Origin of the sequence: Enterobacter sp. SORGH_AS_0287, assembly GCF_031453695.1 — a bacterium.
GTDB classification, from domain to species: domain Bacteria; phylum Pseudomonadota; class Gammaproteobacteria; order Enterobacterales; family Enterobacteriaceae; genus Enterobacter; species Enterobacter ludwigii.
Map to the genome: position 1 here is coordinate 65,594 of NZ_JAVIZW010000002.1, position 18,865 is coordinate 84,458.

Consider the following 18,865-nt stretch of genomic DNA (forward strand, 5'->3'; position numbering starts at 1 on the left):
AATTAGGTAATGAAGCGGCCATCGAAGGAACCTGGAATGTATTGACGAATGCTGCAGAACGACGCACGGGATTGGGGTTTGGATATGACAAAACTCTGCCCCAACCGACTGCTTTAAGAGGTTTAAATATAGGCAACCATAGTACTTCAGGTTCAGGATCAATGGCCATTGGCGAATATACTGTTGCCAACTTGGTGGGCAGTATGGCTATTGGTCAAGTTGCTACCACTTTGTCACGCACCGCTCTGGCACTTGGACCTGGTGCCTATGTCGCTGCCGATTCGGTAAGTGCTATGGCTTTAGGTGCATGGTCAGCCTCAAGAGGAATGGGAGCACTTAGCTATGGTGCAAGTTCTACTGCGGATGGAAACGGTGCTGTAGCAATGGGTTATTCGGCCTACGCTGGGAAACAGGGCTCAATTGCTATTGGTAGTGCGGCCACACAGGCTGGAAAAACTGACACCGATTTTAACAGAGATGAGTCCACTTATGTCGATTCTGCAATGGCGGTAGGGGTTGGTCACAACGTAAAGATTGGTACTGAAGCTGATAGTTCAGTAGCGCTGGGGGATGGTGCCGTTATAAAAAACGGCGCGAAAAATGCCGTGGCGCTGGGAGCTGGTTCTGTCGCAGATGTTGCCAATACAGTTTCTGTGGGCTCGCAAGGAGCAGAACGTAAAATTACCAACGTGGCAGATGGTGTTTTGAAGGCAGGCAGCACAGAGGCAGTGACCGGCAGCCAGCTGTTCGCCACCAATACCGCCGTCAAAGCCAGCGCCGATGCCATTGGCGTGAATACCGCCGACATTGCTGCGAACAGGACGGCCATCGGTACTAACACCGCGACCATTGCCGCCCAGGGCACGACGCTGGCGCAGCAGGGAGGGCAGCTCCGCGGGCTGGCGACCAGCCTGGGGGGCGGGGCCGCGGTGAATGCAGACGGCAGCTTTAAGTCGCCTGTCTTCACCGTACAGGGGGGCAGCCAGAGTACCGTGAGTGATGCGCTGCGGGCGCTGGACACATCGGTGTCCGGCAACACCAAAGATATTACCGCCAGCAAGTCGGCGATAAGCACTAATACCGCAGCGATTGCCGCGAATCAATCGGCGATCGGCCTGAATACCGCTGACATTGCCGCGAACAGGACGGCCATCGGTACCAACACCGCGACCATTGCCGCTCAGGGCATGACGCTGACGCAGCAGGGGGGCCAGCTCCGCGGGCTGGCGACCAGCCTGGGGGGCGGGGCCGCGGTGAATGCGGACGGCAGTTTTAAGGCACCGGCCTTCACCGTACAGGGGACCAGCCAGAGCACCGTAAGTGATGCGCTGCGGGCGCTGGACACATCGATGTCCGGCAACACCAAAGATATTACCGCCAGCAAGTCGGCGATAAGCACCAATACCGCAGCGATTGCCGCGAATCAATCGACGATCGGCCTGAATACCGCTGACATTGCCGCGAACAGGACGGCCATCGGTACCAACACCGCGACCATTGCTGCCCAGGGCACGACACTGGCGCAGCAGGAAGGGCAGCTCCGCGGACTGGCGACCAGTCTGGGAGGCGGGGCCGCGGTGAATGCGGACGGCAGCTTCTCGGCACCGGCTTTCACCGTACAGGGGACCAGCCAGAACACCGTGAGTGATGCGCTGCGGGCGCTGGACACGACAGTGACGGGCAACACCCGGGACATTGGTGATCTGCAGCTCAGCCTGAACAGCGGTACCACGGGTCTGGTGCGCCAGGACGAGGCGAGCGGGGCGATCACCGTGGCCGCAGCCAGCGGGGGGCGGTCGGTCAGCCTGGCGGGCACGGACGGGACGCGCACGGTAAGCGGGGTGAAGGATGCAAACCTGGCCGCCGGCAGCAGTGAGGCGGTGACCGGCAGCCAGCTGTTCGCCACCAATACCGCCGTCAAGGCCAGTGCCGATGCCATTGGCGTGAATACCGCCGACATTGCCGCGAACAGGACGGCCATCGGTACCAACACCGCGACCATTGCTGCCCAGGGCACGACACTGGCGCAGCAGGAAGGGCAGCTCCGCGGACTGGCGACCAGCCTGGGAGGCGGGGCCGCGGTGAATGCGGACGGCAGCTTCTCGGCACCGGCTTTCACCGTACAGGGGACCAGCCAGAACACCGTGAGTGATGCGCTGCGGGCGCTGGACACGACAGTGACGGGCAACACCCGGGACATTGGTGATCTGCAGCTCAGCCTGAACAGCGGTACCACGGGTCTGGTGCGCCAGGACGAGGCGAGCGGGGCGATCACCGTGGCCGCAGCCAGCGGGGGGCGGTCGGTCAGCCTGGCGGGCACGGACGGGACGCGCACGGTAAGCGGGGTGAAGGATGCAAACCTGGCCGCCGGCAGCAGTGAGGCGGTGACCGGCAGCCAGCTGTTCGCCACCAATACCGCCGTCAAGGCCAGTGCCGATGCCATTGGCGTGAATACCGCCGACATTGCCGCGAACAGGACGGCCATCGGTGCCAACACCGCGACCATTGCCGCCCAGGGGACGACGCTGGCGCAGCAGGGAGGGCAGCTACGCGGGCTGGCGACCAGCCTGGGAGGCGGGGCCGCGGTGAATGCGGACGGCAGCTTCACGGCACCGGCCTTCACCGTACAGGGGACCAGCCAGAACACCGTGAGTGATGCGTTGCGGGCGCTGGACACGACAGTGACGGGCAACACCCGGGACATTGGTGATCTGCAGCTCAGCCTGAACAGCGGTACCACGGGCCTGGTGCGCCAGGACGAGGCGAGCGGGGCGATCACCGTGGCCGCAGCCAGCGGGGGACGGTCGGTCAGCCTGGCGGGCACGGACGGGGCGCGTACGTTAAGCGGGGTGAAGGATGCAAACCTGGCCGCCGGCAGCAGTGAGGCGGTAACTGGCAGCCAGCTTTTCCAGAGTTATACCCATATGAATCAACTGGCGGAAGCTTTAGGGGGGGGATCGTCAGTCGATATCGGTGATGATACACGGCGAAACAGCGGTTTCCGATTTATCGCACCGACATTTACCGTTCAGGGTCAGAACAAACATACCGTGAGTGATGCGCTCAATGTCCTCGATGGGGCTGTGACTGACAACAGTAATGTTATTAATGGATTGATGTCCGGTAGCCATGGTCTTGTTCAACTGGGGGCCGGGGGCGACATTATTACCATTGCAAGTAACAGTGGTGGCAAGCTTCTGAATGTGGCGGGCAATGCAGGTTCTCGGGTGGTTACCGGTGTGGCTAATGGCGAAGTGAGCGCCACGAGCACAGATGCGGTGAATGGCAGCCAGCTTCATGAAATAAACGCGCAGGTCGCTAAAAACACCACTGATATTAATCAACTTTCAGACAGTGTCGTGGGTGTAATAAGTGGAAAGTCTGGTCTGGTGCAGCAAGAAAAGTCGGATGCGGTCGTTGAGATAGCCCACAACAGTGGCGGCAAGACCGTTTCTGTGGACGGCACTGATGGTAACCGTCGCATAAGCGGTGTGAGTGACGGTATAAGCGATGATGATGCCGCAACTGTCGCGCAGCTTAAAAGCATCAAGGTCGAAATGGGGAGCGCTTCAATGGTAGCGATGAATTCAGATACAGCATCAAAGCCGAAAGCCGATGGTAAAGACGCCATCGCACTTGGGGCAAATGCCAGTGCCGGGAGCACTTCAGGTGTCGCAATAGGCTCCAGTGCATCCAGTCAGGGGGAGCAGAGCGTTGCATTAGGAAATGGTAGCAGTGCCAAAGGGAGCCAGTCACTTGCGCTGGGCAATGGCAGCAACGCTACAGCGAAAAATGCGGTGGCCCTGGGAAGTGATTCTGTCGCCAGTGAAGAAAATACGGTTTCTGTTGGTTCTTCGACTAATCAGCGGCGGATCACCAACGTGGCCCGTGGTGTGAACAATTCTGATGTCGTTACTGTGGGGCAGATGAATGATGGTTTTGCCAGTCTGCAAAATTATACGAACCATGAGATTAACAAGGTAAATAAACGTATTGAGCGCGTTGAAAATAAACTTACTGCCGGAATAGCCTCCGCCATGGCACTTTCGGGGATACCTCAGGCGTATCAGCCGGATTCCAGTCTTCTTGGTGCGGCAGTGAGTAGTTATGGCAATGCCTCTGCTATAGCTGTTGGGCTCTCCCATATTTCTGAAAATGGACGATGGATTACAAAACTGCAGGCCAGCGGTAATACAGAAAGCGATTTTGGCGGTTCAGTTGGTATTGGTTTCCAGTGGTAGGTAGGGACGTACATGAAATTCTTTATTCCAGTAATATGTAGCGCGCTATTTTTGTTCGGATGTGATGATACCCCAAAAAAATCAGAGGAGAAAAACGGCATTCATATTGCCTCACTTCCGGTAATGCAAGATGTTATTGCCCGAGAAGTCCCGGTTTTTGCCAGCAAATGGAATGCTCCTGTTATGGATAAGATCTGCGAAGTCGCAGAGGGGCGTCTTAGTCCTGACCAATTTCGCGGCTGGTTTTCTGAACGCGGCGTGGATATCCAGAAACTGGCAGAGATGGATGATGGTTTCCGGTTTGTGTCAACCGCTGACAAAACCATGCTTGTTCAGGCTTGTGCAGCCTGGCTTGTGGCTTCGCTTTCTTCACCCTTACAAGCACGCGGGGAAACCGTTAATAATACGGACCAGCTGACAGAAATAATGAACCGGCAAACTCCGGTAGTGAAAGCTGTCATTGACCATATGGCAAGCCTCGTGGCCGAAGTTAGTCATCGTTCTGATTACTCTTCGGAAGAAGACTTTCGACAACGGGTACGCGATAAGTTTAAAAATTACGCTCCATCGTTGATCGAGCAGGCGCTGAAGTCCAAATTTAGGCTGACTGAATATAATCAACCGGGCACAAATGAGCCAATCTATCAGTATTATATTAAAGATGGTCGGATGCATGTATTGTTTAATGGAGCACAGTGGTTAGGTGCTGAGGAAATTAAAGGTTTTAGTTATCGCTTTACTGTAAAACAAAAACCCTTTTAGACACTAAATTTCGGGCCGCTCATGCGGCCCTTTTTTTTATTCACCTTATCGGGAAGGTTAACCCTTATCAAAACGCGATAAAACATGATGCCAGAGATAAGAGAGGATGCTGTCTGGGACAGACAGTCACACTCCTCGGCTTAGTCAGGGTTTTTCGGTAGTGACTGTTATCTGCAGGAGTAAGAATCATTGCTAAAACGCCCCTGTGAAGCGCTGTTTCCCAGGACGACATTCGAAAGACGCCTGTGGTCAGTTTACACGCTTAACTCCAGCCTGGCCTTCACCCCTACATGAAACTTTCGCGATACAACGCCGTCAGGACAGTTTAATAGGTTATCTTCAAAATGGAGGGATACATCAAATACTCACTTATGGTTCAACAGATTTATTTTGCAGTGGAAATGCTACAATCCTGCTACCACTTTATCTCCGCTATTAGGTAGTCATGCTAAATAAAATTCTGGTCAGTGCTTGCCTGATGGGTTTCAAAGTCCGTTATAACGGGCGAGAGAAAGCCCATATGATTGCTCAGCTTTCTCGCTGGCACGAAGAACAAAGACTGGTGATTCACTGCCCGGAGCTGGCTGCAGGTTTGCCTGTACCACGCCCCCCGGCGGAAATTATGTTTGCTGATGGTAAAGATGTCATGCATGGAAGAGCCAGAATATATGACGTTACCGGACAAGATGTTACGGAGCACTACCAGCTTGCTGCCTGGTTGGCATTGCGTACAGCGCAGGAGGCGGGGTGTACTGCTGCGCTATTAACCGATGGCAGTCCCACTTGTGGTAGTCATATTATTTATGATGGTTCTTTTAGCGGAATACAAACGGTGGGTATGGGGGTTGCGGCATCGCTACTTTCAGAGCATGGTATTGCGGTGTTTTCAGATACGCAAATTGCAGACCTTATTAACTGGATTGAGCACAGGGAAGGAAAGCTTATCGGAACCAGAATAGCTTGATATATACGCTAAGGACGAGCTAACGGGCCACGAAATTTTGTTTGCCTTGCATCTTCTACGTTTGTTGCATCGAAAAAGGTTACCCTTCGAAAGCGCTTGCGCGTTATAGCACTGGGGCAGGTAACAGCTCATTGCGGCATCCGTCCGGAGGCCTTCGAACAGGCCTCGTCGTGAGGACAGGATTTGTCAACTGTTGTGTGGCCACTCCAACTTAATCTATGACCATACTTTTACTGCGTGAGAGTGTCTTACAACCGAACGAGGTATTGCAATGATATCCTCTGCCAGACTATGTTTAATAAATGTCGCGTAATCTGCTCACAGTGCCTTTTATGAAAATTAAATTTCTGTTTTCACTTACCTTTTCTGTCATGAGTGCTTTCTCCGCATTTGCCGATGCGGCAGCGCAATCTGATGAAGGAAATACGATGAAAGTTTATATGCGCATCAATAACAAAACGTTCCAGGTTAGTCTCGAAAAAAATCCTACTGCGAGGGCATTTTTCGACAAACTGCCGTTCACGATGATAATGGAAGAACTAAATGGAAATTAGAAATTTGGTGATTTCTCTAAAACCTTACCCGTTTCCAGCAGCAGCCCGGGTATCATTCACAGGGGCGATATCATGCTCTATGGCCATAAAACATTAGTGCTTTTTTACGAGACATTCAAAACGTCATACAGTTATTCACTAATTGGTAAAATCGTAGGCACTGAGGGATTGAGTCGTATTGTGGGAAAAATGAGGTCAACGTCAGTTTTTTCCTGAGGCAGGCTGAGTTATAAGATGGGAATGAAAATGTCAAAGCTCACATGGCTCGGGCTATAAGAGATAAACTTCATTACATGTATTCCATCGCGTAACGTTAAGCGATGCTTAACCATTGTCCTGACAAAGGCAATTTTGTTATAGGCGCTATAACTTTCCCAGGAACCCTCAAATCGCATTTTTGCAATTTTTCCTGTAATGGATAGACGTTGTAGGTTTCCTGCTTTATTGCTATTTCCTGAGTAGAAAATTTGAACCTCCACCAAATATGATCTGCTTTTCCCCAGCAGTTCTGGGCGGCGAGGCAGAAGGGCGAGCTGGTGAATTTTTGGGTGATTTTCAATCAATAGTTGTTTTATTTTTTTTGTAATATCATATACTGAAGTATCAAAAAGATGATCATGTTCCAGAATCTCATTGTCATAGGTAAATGATTCATTTAACTCACATACTGTTATGTCGGATATTTTAAAGTCCTCTAATAAAAAAGAGGGTTGTAATATATCAAAGTTCCATTCTTTAACACTCCTGTACTCAGTGGGGGTTAGCCCCAGCAATTTTTTAAATGCCCTGGAAAAACCCTGACTGCTATGATAGTGCAAAAGATAAGCGACATCCGTAACCGGAATAGATGTCATTTTTAGCATAATTGCGGCCAGACTTAACCTCCGCCGCAGAATGTATTCTCCGAGAGGCATTTTATATTTTTCCCTGAACCATGTTTCAATGGTCCTTCTGCTATAACCTACTTCATTAACAAGATCATCGATATGTAAGATCGAAAAATTATTATTTTCAATCCAGGATAATATATATAGCCTGATACTGTCTTTCATCTCGTTTTGTTACCCTTAAAAACTTTGCTATGCTAATTTTAGTCGTCCTTTGCAGCATGATCAAGAATGGTGTGGAGCATCCTTTTTGAAGGGGTTTCAGAGAGTGGCTATTTTTAGCGTCGAGAGGGGTTCCCGTATTTTAAAAGACATGCGTGTATTAATTATCTGTAACGATGGAGCAAGAAAAATGACTGTGGCTTATTTGAAATGGGGCTGATATCTTTCTCGTTAATTTGCAAAGCTTGGTTTGGGTAAATTATTTTTCGCCTGGACATTCTGTAATGTCACTCAGCGAAAACGCAGTAACCGTCGTTAAATTGTATTGTTACTGTGTCACTCTTAATGGCGTTATTCCCTGCAAATTTCAGAAAGCTTAAAAGAGTGCGATGTATGTGAATCAATCCAGCGTTTTTTTACATTGAGTCATCATCGCCATCAACTGCTGCTCGGTTTGCGGATCATTACGGCCATAGAAAAGGTCGACCGAAGTTTGTTTATGCGTTGACTGACCGAAAGGGGTCATATCCAGCCACGCCACCACTAGGCTATCCCTGTCTTCCAGATTAAATCGTCTGCTGCCACCAGGGAGCGGATCATCCTCTTCAAGACGCAAGCCATTGATCATGGCTTCACCGTCGAGGCAACGGTAAGTACTGTCCATATTGGCCGAAAACCAGAATTGTTTAAGTTGTGGATGTAAACCAACTTTACCTAAATCAACGCAGCCTGCCAGCAGACCAAGCGAAAAAATTACTGTCCATCGTATAAACATACTTCCACCCTATGATATCTGTTCCGCACGCTTATCATGACACAACGCAGGTCATTCGTTATGTGCCATGCTGAATGCTATCGCCAGCTGCCCTTTATGATAGTTGTAACCCTTATGAAAGGGACAGAAGAGTATTCAGGATACGAACGCTCGCGAGAAGTACATGTTCTTTCTGTCCATCAGTTCATGCGATCTGTACAGATCCTGACTTGTAAGCCAGTATCAGACGAATTCATAGCATCATTGAAAATGGCTGATATGACAAGAGTTTAATGAGAACAATATATGTTTCGGTTCGTTTGCTGTTTGCGTAACTCACCACCCTCTAAACTGTAAAATATCAAGGTCAGAGAATGGCTTGTGAAGAAAGATTCAAATATCATTCATGGATGACGTTCTGGGGTTAGTCAGAGTTACCACACTGTGCGTCCCACTTAACAAATTGCGCGCCATACACAGAATCGGTATCACTGACGAAGGTAACTGAACCTTCCTTAGCAGCCCCGTTAGTCAACTCTCCAAGCAGAGATAAGTGAATTGTTCTTGCATTAAATTCATTGTTCTTTGTGTCAAAAGCTTTGTAGCAGCCATTTTTCTTTACCAGATTGAGTGGTGTTTTGCTTTTCGACGTAACCACAATATCAAAAGTCTTTTGATATTGAGCTTTTCCGTATACAACGACGGTCCCTTCAGAAGCCGGTGTTGCTTCGATAATAATTTCATCAGCAATATTTGAGGCCATTGCTGAACAAGAAAACAGCAAGCCAACACAACACATAACTTTTTTCATTCTACGTTCCCTATTAACGAGACATGTTCTGCTTCATGATAAGAGACAATTTACAGGATTGATATAAACGAGAGGTCAACGCCTAAAAACTAAGGCCGAGAGGATCGTGCAGTACGTACCGGATTAGTCAGGTCCAGGTACCGGTTCATCAGGTTTCGTATAATTGCAACATAAAAGTAAATGTAAACAGTCCTCATTCACATCGTAAAACAGCATTCAGAGGTGGTTTTTTTGATCGTGTCGGTTCCGTATTGCTTTATACTTTACAACCTGAGGCATTTAAATCTTCGGTAACCATGTTTTCCCGATAAGCTGGTTTCCCTCGTGGGCAGCACCGGCAATGAAATCGCATGCAGGGGGATGTCTCAAGGAATAAGATTGTAATCTTTTGCTCATTTTGACGCCATTTAGCGGCAACGTTACTTCCGTGTGGGTGCGGAGGAACTGCAATGAACGACGCGCTACCCCGGCAGTATATCGTGCACAATGACTCACTATGTGTGAGATAGCAAATGGCAGACGACAGACTTCAGATGCTCACGTAAGAGATAAGCGCGAAGCATCAATACAGTCTGTCTGTATGTATTTCGCTTGCGACTATCCGGTTAAATAAATCTATCTGATGTGGCTGCGGTTTCATGCAGAGAGCCAGTGATCCCGTATGTGCTCGATAATACACTGGGAGTTTGGGGGCAAGACAAGCCGTCACGTCAAAAAGTGAGTTATCAAACTGATCTCTTGCTTCACGCTTCTGCTTGAGGACTCTTAAGCCAATAGAGCCAGATTTACAATTTACACAAATGTTGCGCATATTAACAACAAACACATGGCCACTATTTATCCCCACAGGGTAACATTCCCCCATTTCTGCAGACGAAAAATTAAAATTTAAAGAGACGGTAACTTCATTTATGGTTATTGTGCGCGGGTGAGTGGATTAGGGGCTTTTACTGGGGGTTCTTTCTGAGTATCCGTGTGCCGGTCTGTTGCACTAAATGAACATTTGAAGTGACTGAACATTCAGTTGGAACGAAAGACCCGTGTTGCACACTGTCACTTTTGATGAATTCAACGTAGCGCGGCTGAATGTTATGGAGAAACTCCCCGTTTTTAATAGCATGAATAAAACAGAGATGAACGATAAGAAAATCAGGGTGGTTGCACAAATGACGTTTTTTAAGCGTAATCTTATGTCATTCAAGGTTATGATCGGTTGCATGGTTCTGTTTGTAGGTATTCTGGATTACATCGCCTTACCGAAAATAATAGAAACAATTAAAAACAATCCTGAAATAAAGGACATGAGACTGCACCCTGATTTTACCTATAGTTACTTCAAGGAATGTACCATCCATGTTGTGGATGCGAATCGTTGCTATAATGCCTACAGTGCAGCTGTCGATATCGCTAATGCTGAAAGCTGTACTCCCTCTGGCATTGAGCTTAAACGGAAATTCAAACATCTCGTTGAGCATGCAGCAGATAATGTCATTGAAGATGAAATCAAAAAGGAGTGTGCACATTAGATGACCGTGGGCTCCCATTTATCCCGCGACATATGCAATCCCTTCTGCCGCAGTTGTGATGACAGCAAATCAATAAACTAAAATGTGCAGACTGACCGCCGGCATCCTGTCGCGCCCTTTTACAGTCCGGGCCGGAGCCAGACGTGTGTTCAACAACGCCCTGATTTCAGCATATTGAGCGCGTCTTCCAGCGTCGCTTCCCCGTGACATCCCCGACAACGCGTGGAATTACTCGCGTTGGCTGCCGGTCCAATCGGTTGGTACGGTAAAAAACCTGCACCTTCATCGGACGACGCAGGCCATTTGAACAACGCCCTGGGGTTTCACAGCAACGGTAACCGTACCGTATGGCATACGTACCGAAATGTGCTTTCAGCGTGAGTTAAGCCCCAGGCAGATCGGGCCCCCCATACTGAGCGTGAATTCAGAAACCCGTCTGCTGAGCTGTCCGTTAGGTCTTGCTGATACCGGATACCCAGTGCCCCGCAGGTCCTTATGCTGCGGATCAGGGGTATCATCAACGTATCTTCAGAGAGCAGGAGCTGCTGCCGTTCACGCGTTCCGGTCGGGTTATACCTGAAAGTACTTTCTTAACGAACGATCTCACAGCCGACAGCGCGGAGAATTTGTGTCCAGGCGTAGCTCCTGGTCGCATGTGAGACAAGGGGGGGAGCCCTTAAAAAGCCATGATAACCAACGGTCTTATTGTTGAGAAAACCTCAGCATTTACCGAAACAGACAGGCATGCCAGGGAGCCAATTTTTCAGGGCGCTTAATATATGACAGGCGTTTTTCACATACGACATGCTGCTGTTATACTTCGAAAAACTCAACGTTACCGCCAGTTAGATGATACATACTGCCAACGATTTTAATTTTCTGCTGGTCTTCCAGTTGTTTCAGTATGGGGCTATTTTTGCGTATATTTTCAACGGTCAGTTCTACATTTTTCCGGGCTACCGCATCGACAAAATCATAGTTGCTCCCTTTACGCTCTCCGTTGTAATCCGTTTTCGCAATTGCGGGTTTTATTTCATCCAGCAGGCCCGTCAGGTTACCCAGTTCGGCATTATCGATAGCCCCGCGTACCGCGCCACAACGTGTATGCCCCATGACAAGTACCACTTTCGCACCCGCAATAGCACAAGCAAACTCCATGCTCCCCAGCATATCGCGATTACTGATATTACCCGCGACGCGGGAATTAAATGTTTCACCGATCCCCGCATCCAGCACAATTTCCGCTGGCGCGCGCGAATCAATGCAACTAAGGATCACGGCAGTAGGATATTGACCCGCAATACTGTTGCGCTTCTGTGCCAGGTAATCATGTTTCGCCGGACGATTTTCGCGGAATCGCAGGTTACCTTGCTTGAAATGGTCGATCACAGCGTCTGGCGACATACTATCCCGTTCTTCCTTGCTCAGTGATGTTGCAAAAGAGACCGAAGGGACAGATAACGCTGCCAATCCTGTGACTGACAGGGCAGAAATGACAAACGTTTGTTTCAGTATTGTTCGTCGTGAAAGTTGAGCTGGCGGGTGTTGTTTCATTATGTGCTCCTGGTGATTGATTTGCTCGAAAAAAATGGATGATACCCTGCAAAAGGTAAATGAATACATAACCACGCAAACTATATAGGTATTCACGAGCGGGTTCTTCACGAATTGATACAGGCCACATCAGTAAAATACACAATTACAACTGCTTTCATTGTTAACCTGGAGAGCCGGGTAACTAAAATTCGAATCTATTATTTCTTGTGTTAACTGATGGTATTTGACTTTGCCGTTATAGTGGAACGAGATTCACGTCCGTTGCGAGCGGATAAATAACCCAACTTCAGTGATAGAGTGTTATCAACTCTGTGTGATGATGCTTTTTCTGTGAAGCCGTTCCTTCAGGCCTTAAACCGGAACAAATTGTACATAATCCGGACAATATCGTTTTTCCTGAGCAAATAAATACTGAAATCCTGTTATTCATAACTCATCATGTTGGGATGATAATGGTTCTTTTTACGTTCAGATATTCTGGAATATTAATAAGTGATCTCCTTTTTCCGGCAGAGACATTCTTCTTCCAGGCATTGACCTCAGGAGGACGATCCGAGAGGCGATATTTTAAATGTATGCATGCTGTCTTAACCTCAACCACTGACGACAGGCTGCCCGGACCGGGTACGGCCTCCCACATGTTTTCTGCACTTCACCCACAGACTGACCGAGGAATGTACCTCGCAGGGGATGCCCATTTAAAAGGTGATCAACTGCCCTCAAAAACGTTCTCGTGTAAACCTGACTTCATTTTGATCAGATGGCGTGGTAAATGCGAAATTTACAAAATTCATAATGTGAAGCAGGAGAGAAACTTACAAGCGAAGCGGTGAAGCTTTGTACACACAGCATTTAACCCACGTATTGCGCGCATGCAGAATTGAAACTACTGTATATAAAAACAGTATACAGGTGACGAAAATGATGTTTTACAGGCCTGCAGAATTGCGCGAGATTATTGCTGTTCCTCTTTTCAGCGACCTGGTGCCGTGCGGATTTCCCAGCCCGGCGGCTGATTATGTTGAACAACGTATTGATCTCAATGAATTGCTGGTGTCACATCCCAGCTCAACGTATTTTGTTAAAGCTGCAGGTGATTCGATGATTGAGGCAGGCATAAGCGATGGTGATTTGCTGGTCGTGGACAGTGCCAGAACAGCAGATCACGGAGACATCGTAATCGCAGCAGTGGAGGGCGAGTTTACGGTAAAGCGTCTTCAGTTGCGTCCAACAGTGCAACTCATCCCAATGAACAGCGCCTACAGCCCGATCATGGTGGGGAGTGAGGATACTCTCGATGTGTTTGGTGTCGTGACATTCATCGTAAAAGTGGCGAGCTGACCGTGTTTGCGCTCTGTGATGTCAATTCATTTTACGCATCATGCGAGTCCGTTTTCAGGCCAGACCTGAGAGGACGTCCGGTCGTCGTACTGTCCAATAATGATGGTTGTATTATTGCAAGATCGGCCGAGGCTAAAGCGGCCGGTATAAAGATGGGGGAGCCGTTCTTTAAGCAAAGGGAACTCTTTAGGCGCGTGGGTGTTGTCTGTTTCAGCAGTAACTATGAGCTGTATGCTGATATGTCGAACCGTGTGATGACGACGCTGGAAGCAATGAGTCCCCGCGTCGAAATTTACAGCATTGACGAGGCTTTTTGTGATCTGACGGGCGTAAGAAACTGTCGGGACCTCACCGAGTTTGGTAAAGAGATCCGCACAACGGTGCTGAAGCATACTCACCTGACGGTCGGTGTCGGGATAGCGCAAACAAAAACGTTAGCTAAGCTGGCCAATCATGCTGCCAAAAAATGGCACCGGCAGACTGGGGGAGTTGTGGATCTCTCAAACGTTGATCGCCAGCGCCGGCTGCTGGCCCTGGTACCGGTGGAAGATGTCTGGGGCGTTGGCAGGCGGATCAGTATAAAGCTCAATGCGATGGGCATCAAAACGGCGCTGGATCTTGCTGAGCAAAGTACCTGGACTATTCGTAAACATTTCAATGTGGTACTGGAACGAACGGTACGCGAACTCCGGGGTGAGCCTTGCCTGGCACTGGAAGAGTTTGCTCCGACGAAGCAGGAGATCGTGTGCTCACGATCTTTTGGTGAGCGTATCACTGACTACGAGGAAATGCGGCAGGCGGTGTGCAGCTATGCTGCGCGAGCGGCTGAGAAATTACGTGGAGAGCATCAGTATTGTCGTTTCATTTCTGTCTTTGTGAAGACCTCTCCGTTTGCGTTAAACGAGTTGTATTATGGTAACAGCGCTTCTGTAAAATTACTTACGCCAACGCAGGACAGCAGAGGTATCATTCATGCTGCGGTGAAATGTCTGGACAAAATCTGGAAGGAAGGGCACCGCTATCAGAAAGCCGGTGTCATGCTGGGTGACTTTTTCAGTCAGGGTGTCGCGCAGCTGAATCTTTTCGATGATAACTCGCCGCGTCCGGGTAGCGAGAAGTTAATGGCAGTTATGGATCAACTGAATACCAGAGACGGCAGAGGAACACTGTACTTTGCAGGCCAGGGGACCCGCCCATCGTGGCAGATGAAGCGCGAGATGCTTTCTCCCCGGTATACGACAAGGTTTTCGGATCTACTCGTTATCCGGTAAAACCTGGTCCTGCCCCTCAGGTGTTTGACGAATCTCAGCGAGATGACATCTAGTGACCACGGAGAGTTTCCTGAGCGCGGATCCTGTAGACAGTCCCGCACTTAGAAAAGTACCTGTGCCGGCGAACACGTCTTTTGGCATAACGTTGCCCTTTAAACATAGCCAGATGGCCGTTGCCAGTAACATGGTGCGTGTCACTGCCATTCCATGAGATTTAGCGTTGGCAGGATAAAGTACACGGGCAACAATGCCATACGATTTAAGAAATATTGAAGTGTGAGTGATAGTATAAACGCAACTGAAACGCGTAGATACGTATATGGAAATTGAACTAAATAAGAGTGTTAAAGAAAGAATATTTCATGCGGTGTTGTTTGAAGTCATTTCAAACGTCATTATTGCTTTTTCTCTGGCCTGGATTATGAACGTTTCGGTCCTGACATCAGGATCGCTTTCAGTCATTTCGGCACTCACCGCTACGACGTGGAATTTTATTTTTAATAAGATTTTTGATGAGTTACAAAAAAAATATCATTTTAGGCGTACTTTTGTTATGCGAGCCCTGCATGCCGTTGGCTTTGAGACCGGACTGATTGTCGCGTTACTTCCGGTTGCCATGTACATTCTTGATTTGTCCATTGTCGAGGCATTCTTTGTCGAGATCGGCTTAGTGTTGTTCTTTCTCCCCTATACAATGCTCTTCAACTGGATCTATGATTATCTGCGTTGGGTTTGCGTAGGACGAAAAGTGATTACTGCCGGGAAAGATGCCAGACAGCCATGAATCATCGCTGGTAGTGGGGAAGGGGCTAAAGAGGCCGCCATTACGGTTTTATCTCAGGCCAAGTAGCCCTTTTCATCGTTGAGTCAGCGAGGGCTGTCGCCTGGACCTTCTGTGTTGTAAATCGTTAACCCTCAGACACTGTGCCAGATATCATCAGATGCCGATCATCTCTACCCGCATATACTGCCTGCCAGTAATGGAGCGGAAATGCTCAGATAACTCGCGTCTGTGCTAAGAAGTGGCATATCAACTAAGGGCAGGCCGCACTGTTCGCCAAATTAAAACCGCTTTGGGGCCCAGGCATCTGAAGAAAATGGGGGTCATATCCTTCATCCATCGTCGTCAAAGGCAGCGTTAGCCCATTGACTCGTTCGCGTGGCTTCCTGACAAGGGCATCACAGAAGTAACCCTGCATTGTGCTTCAGCAATTCCGTTATTGCATCAGGCTGCTTGCAAATCGTCATCCAGACCGGGACGGACATCTGTCCAGTAATTATCGCAAACACGGGGATCACGACACGCAGACACGACGGTTAAGCATCGTTCCCGGGGAGGGGGTAAAAATCATCAGATAGCCCCGCACTGACCATACGTGTTTGTTAGCATCAGGCTTTAACGTTGAAATGCATTTTGCCAGCCTTAAGGTAAAAACATCATGGTTATATCAGTGAAAAAAAACAAAATTTTCATTTCTGGCTGAACCCTGCTGCCTGCTGAACGATGAGTGTGTGATGAGGGGCTGATTTTATTTAACGACACTGGCTTTGTCCGGCTTCTGTTCAGCTGAACGAAGGCCTAACGCTACAGCCTTTGTGCATTTTATGGTTGCATTTCATACAGTAAGGACGTGCGTGGACGATATCCGCTGTGACGGGAGATGACTTTTGAGGTGATTTCACCTGACCATTCTGATGTAATGTTGTCTTAACGACGCGCAGAAATGATGAAGATTCTGTCGTTAGTTTTAAGCCGGGAATGACCTTAATCTGAAGGATATAAGCGTAGTGAAAACTCAAAGTGAAATTCATATTGCTGCGGCCATTATTACGGATGCCGAAGGACGTTGTTTACTGGTCAGAAAACGCGGTACGCCATACTTCATGCAGCCAGGAGGGAAACAGGAAGCCGGTGAGCTTCCGGAAATGGCACTTATGCGTGAGCTTCAGGAAGAACTGAACTTTATTGTTTCCCCTGAAGAACTGGTGAAGGTGGGGCATTTCAGGGATCACGCTGCAAATGAGCCCGGGCATCTGGTATGTGCCGAAATTTTCGCGATATCAACAGAAAAAACTGATTTTGAACCGACAGCAGAAATTGAAGAAGTCATCTGGTATCAGCCTGACCAGCCTCAGCACCTGAAACTTGCCCCCCTTACAGAAAATCACCTTCTGCCTTTGCTGAAGAGCCGGTAAAAAAGTGCGGGCCGCTTCTGTTACACAGAGGAGCAGGTATAAGCGCCGTGAAAGAGGGAAGGTGATATGCAGCGATAAAAACTGCATCTCGCCTGCGTACTTGATCTTTAAGGTCGATTACGGCTCTTTTCGGCTTTTTCGGATAGGGTTAACCTTGATAGTCCAGGGCGACGTTCTGCCAGCAGGGGAGCAGTGGCCCGGAATTCGCCTGATAAAGCAGAATACAGATATTTTAGGACAAATCCTGGCTGTGGTTCTTCGCTTGTCTTTGCTTATACAGCTATATTCATATTCAGCATTTGATAATGCTCTCGATAGAATAATTATATTGTCGTCGGGGTTCTCCCACATCGCAGAGACAGCTGCATGACCCTGACCAACAGCGCATCGTTGGTCTTTTTTTGGTATTTATCATCCATCCTTTAATATCTTTGTATCGTGCCAAACCCTCTGCCTGAGTTGTCGCTGGAGGGGAGATAACTGATTGTGCAGCCACCCGAATTTTTACGTCCTGAGCGTTAAATCCGCTACACTCCCTTAAAACTGAAGAGGATTTGGACATGACAGAAGGTTACTACTGGATCCAGCATAACGGTATTGTGCAGGTTGCCTATTATACCAATGACACGACATATGATCTGGAGACGGGTCAAACGCTCACTGGCGTATGGCATTTAACCCGGGGAGACGACATTTGCCATGATGGTGAAAGCGAGGTACTTGAAGGCCCATTAAAGCAACCAGTCTGAGTGACAGCGAAAATCCTACCCTTCCGTGTCAGGCCGTACTGGAGAACGCGCGTTTACTTCAGCTCAATCCCGGGCACAGATAGCGCCATCTGCTGACTCTATGGCTGGGTTCTACAGGTTGGCCCCTTCTTTTCAGTTGTCTCAAATGAGGATATGTCAAAGAATGAATATTGTTGCAAACAACATATTATCCTGATTACACAGCTGCATAAATAATCGAAGTTATCGTCAGATGCTCCAGAGATCGGGTCAGTTCCATGCGAAAACCCTGAACATCCCGGAGCGCAGTATCTTGTGTTCGAATCATAAGTTAAAGCCTGCTAATTTTATTTCGTCTATTTAAGCAGGGCTTAACAAAAGTAATTATCGTGCAAATCATATCGTAGTGAATTATTTTATGCGGGCAGAATGAGGACAACCATTTTGCTGCCCGGATGAATTCCCCTGTGCGGCGGAGCAATCAGCCATCACAATACTAACGTTTGCGGGTTTGCTGGCTGAGGCAAATTCACCGGGAGGCACCCGGCATCCGGGCTCTGCAATAAAGAAATTTGTTCCTTTTATGATGTGCCCGATTACATTAATCCGTTCCGCCCGGACGGCCCTAAAAGTGGAAAAGGCTGCGTTAACCCACCACTACTCAATCTTAAAGCACCCGCCATTGACGGTAACATCGCGGAGTCCATTTGTGCTGCAACACCGACTAAAGAAGCGCAGGGCGTTGAGCATTCCCAGCCGATCCGCTATGCGGTGGCGAACAAATAATGACGCTCGAAATTTAAACAGTTGTGGTAGGATGATGCACATTCATTGAAAGGTTAATACATTATGTCTTTTGCCGATTACGCAATGAAGTTCTTCAGGGGGACCTTTTTGTCAAATGTCACCTGTCCCGTATGTGGATTAAAGTCATCCCACCCCATTTCCAGAATACGTTCAAAACAGGCATTGCTCTGTCCTGGATGCAAGGCCCTGTTTGTGGCACCTCGCTAGCCCAGGCGTTCAGGTCGTAACTCAAACAGATGGCCTATACTGAGTTAATTACTATCATCACTCTCACCAGCAGCTGTTAAATCCCCGATGCCTCACG

The 18,865-nt window shown here is 48.6% G+C and carries 15 protein-coding genes and 1 pseudogene; 12 read left to right on the forward strand and 4 right to left on the reverse strand.

Annotated features, from left to right (window positions below; genetic code table 11):
- Positions 1-203 precede the first annotated feature (203 nt).
- The 4 genes and pseudogenes from QE396_RS22870 to QE396_RS22885 all read left to right on the forward strand — a co-directional run bounded on the left by QE396_RS22870 (position 204) and on the right by QE396_RS22885 (position 6,737).
- Positions 204-4,241: a YadA-like family protein gene (locus QE396_RS22870; protein WP_309952808.1), complete on the forward strand. Its 4,038-nt coding sequence runs from the start codon at positions 204-206 to the stop codon at positions 4,239-4,241.
- Positions 4,242-4,253: 12 nt separating this feature from the next.
- Entirely contained in the window at positions 4,254-5,003 is a 750-nt protein-coding gene (locus QE396_RS22875; protein ID WP_185791712.1) for a hypothetical protein, read from the forward strand.
- Between the two features lie 445 nt (positions 5,004-5,448).
- Entirely contained in the window at positions 5,449-5,967 is a 519-nt protein-coding gene (locus QE396_RS22880; protein ID WP_185791713.1) for a DUF523 domain-containing protein, read from the forward strand.
- A 440-nt stretch (positions 5,968-6,407) separates the two neighbouring features.
- Positions 6,408-6,737 (forward strand): annotated as a pseudogene (locus QE396_RS22885) (cyclophilin-like fold protein).
- An 11-nt stretch (positions 6,738-6,748) separates the two neighbouring features.
- On the opposite strand, the gene QE396_RS22890 reads toward QE396_RS22885, so the two are convergent.
- The 3 genes from QE396_RS22890 to QE396_RS22900 form a co-directional block, all read right to left on the reverse strand.
- Positions 6,749-7,573 (reverse strand): helix-turn-helix transcriptional regulator, encoded by an 825-nt coding sequence (locus QE396_RS22890; RefSeq protein WP_185791715.1) that lies wholly within the window; start codon positions 7,571-7,573, stop codon positions 6,749-6,751.
- A gap of 397 nt (positions 7,574-7,970) precedes the next feature.
- A complete protein-coding gene (locus tag QE396_RS22895) occupies positions 7,971-8,345 on the reverse strand; it encodes a hypothetical protein (protein ID WP_185791716.1) in 375 nt (124 codons plus the stop codon).
- Positions 8,346-8,748: 403 nt separating this feature from the next.
- Positions 8,749-9,135, reverse strand: a complete 387-nt coding sequence (locus QE396_RS22900) for a DUF4354 family protein (protein ID WP_185791717.1) — start codon at positions 9,133-9,135, stop codon at positions 8,749-8,751.
- A 1,040-nt stretch (positions 9,136-10,175) separates the two neighbouring features.
- Here QE396_RS22900 and QE396_RS22905 point away from each other — a divergent pair.
- Positions 10,176-10,661 carry a hypothetical protein gene (locus tag QE396_RS22905; RefSeq protein WP_185791718.1) on the forward strand — a complete coding sequence of 162 codons (486 nt, stop codon included), beginning with the start codon at positions 10,176-10,178 and terminating at the stop codon, positions 10,659-10,661.
- Positions 10,662-11,474: 813 nt separating this feature from the next.
- Here QE396_RS22905 and QE396_RS22910 read toward each other — a convergent pair.
- Entirely contained in the window at positions 11,475-12,215 is a 741-nt protein-coding gene (locus QE396_RS22910; RefSeq protein ID WP_185791719.1) for a carbonic anhydrase, read from the reverse strand.
- A gap of 924 nt (positions 12,216-13,139) precedes the next feature.
- Between QE396_RS22910 and QE396_RS22915 the strand changes: the two genes are divergently transcribed.
- The 7 genes from QE396_RS22915 to QE396_RS22945 all read left to right on the forward strand — a co-directional run bounded on the left by QE396_RS22915 (position 13,140) and on the right by QE396_RS22945 (position 18,768).
- Entirely contained in the window at positions 13,140-13,559 is a 420-nt protein-coding gene (locus tag QE396_RS22915; RefSeq protein WP_104440513.1) for a translesion error-prone DNA polymerase V autoproteolytic subunit, read from the forward strand.
- 2 nt (positions 13,560-13,561) lie between these two features.
- Entirely contained in the window at positions 13,562-14,830 is a 1,269-nt protein-coding gene (locus tag QE396_RS22920; protein WP_185791720.1) for a Y-family DNA polymerase, read from the forward strand.
- Between the two features lie 319 nt (positions 14,831-15,149).
- On the forward strand, positions 15,150-15,614 hold the full coding sequence (locus QE396_RS22925; protein ID WP_185791721.1) for a PACE efflux transporter: 465 nt from the start codon (positions 15,150-15,152) through the stop codon (positions 15,612-15,614).
- 1,004 nt (positions 15,615-16,618) lie between these two features.
- On the forward strand, positions 16,619-17,026 hold the full coding sequence (locus QE396_RS22930) for an NUDIX domain-containing protein (RefSeq protein ID WP_104440516.1): 408 nt from the start codon (positions 16,619-16,621) through the stop codon (positions 17,024-17,026).
- 560 nt (positions 17,027-17,586) lie between these two features.
- The gene (locus QE396_RS22935; protein ID WP_104440518.1) at positions 17,587-17,775 is read left to right on the forward strand and encodes a hypothetical protein; all 189 of its coding nucleotides are present in this window, start codon (positions 17,587-17,589) and stop codon (positions 17,773-17,775) included.
- 567 nt (positions 17,776-18,342) lie between these two features.
- Complete coding sequence (locus QE396_RS22940; RefSeq protein ID WP_185791722.1) at positions 18,343-18,540, forward strand: hypothetical protein; 198 nt, start codon at positions 18,343-18,345, stop codon at positions 18,538-18,540.
- A 63-nt stretch (positions 18,541-18,603) separates the two neighbouring features.
- Positions 18,604-18,768, forward strand: a complete 165-nt coding sequence (locus QE396_RS22945; protein ID WP_265095328.1) for a YnfU family zinc-binding protein — start codon at positions 18,604-18,606, stop codon at positions 18,766-18,768.
- The last annotated feature ends 97 nt before the right edge of the window (positions 18,769-18,865 follow it).

Excerpts from the sequence above, each read along its gene's own strand:
- QE396_RS22870 (WP_309952808.1), top strand. The coding sequence starts at position 204 with ATGGCTATTGGTCAAGTTGCTACCACTTTGTCACGCACCGCTCTGGCA.
- QE396_RS22875 (WP_185791712.1), top strand. The coding sequence starts at position 4,254 with ATGAAATTCTTTATTCCAGTAATATGTAGCGCGCTATTTTTGTTCGGA.
- QE396_RS22880 (WP_185791713.1), top strand. The coding sequence starts at position 5,449 with ATGCTAAATAAAATTCTGGTCAGTGCTTGCCTGATGGGTTTCAAAGTC.
- QE396_RS22890 (WP_185791715.1), bottom strand. The coding sequence starts at position 7,573 with ATGAAAGACAGTATCAGGCTATATATATTATCCTGGATTGAAAATAAT.
- QE396_RS22895 (WP_185791716.1), bottom strand. The coding sequence starts at position 8,345 with ATGTTTATACGATGGACAGTAATTTTTTCGCTTGGTCTGCTGGCAGGC.
- QE396_RS22900 (WP_185791717.1), bottom strand. The coding sequence starts at position 9,135 with ATGAAAAAAGTTATGTGTTGTGTTGGCTTGCTGTTTTCTTGTTCAGCA.
- QE396_RS22910 (WP_185791719.1), bottom strand. The coding sequence starts at position 12,215 with ATGAAACAACACCCGCCAGCTCAACTTTCACGACGAACAATACTGAAA.
- QE396_RS22915 (WP_104440513.1), top strand. The coding sequence starts at position 13,140 with ATGATGTTTTACAGGCCTGCAGAATTGCGCGAGATTATTGCTGTTCCT.
- QE396_RS22925 (WP_185791721.1), top strand. The coding sequence starts at position 15,150 with ATGGAAATTGAACTAAATAAGAGTGTTAAAGAAAGAATATTTCATGCG.
- QE396_RS22935 (WP_104440518.1), top strand. The coding sequence starts at position 17,587 with ATGACAGAAGGTTACTACTGGATCCAGCATAACGGTATTGTGCAGGTT.
- QE396_RS22945 (WP_265095328.1), top strand. The coding sequence starts at position 18,604 with ATGTCTTTTGCCGATTACGCAATGAAGTTCTTCAGGGGGACCTTTTTG.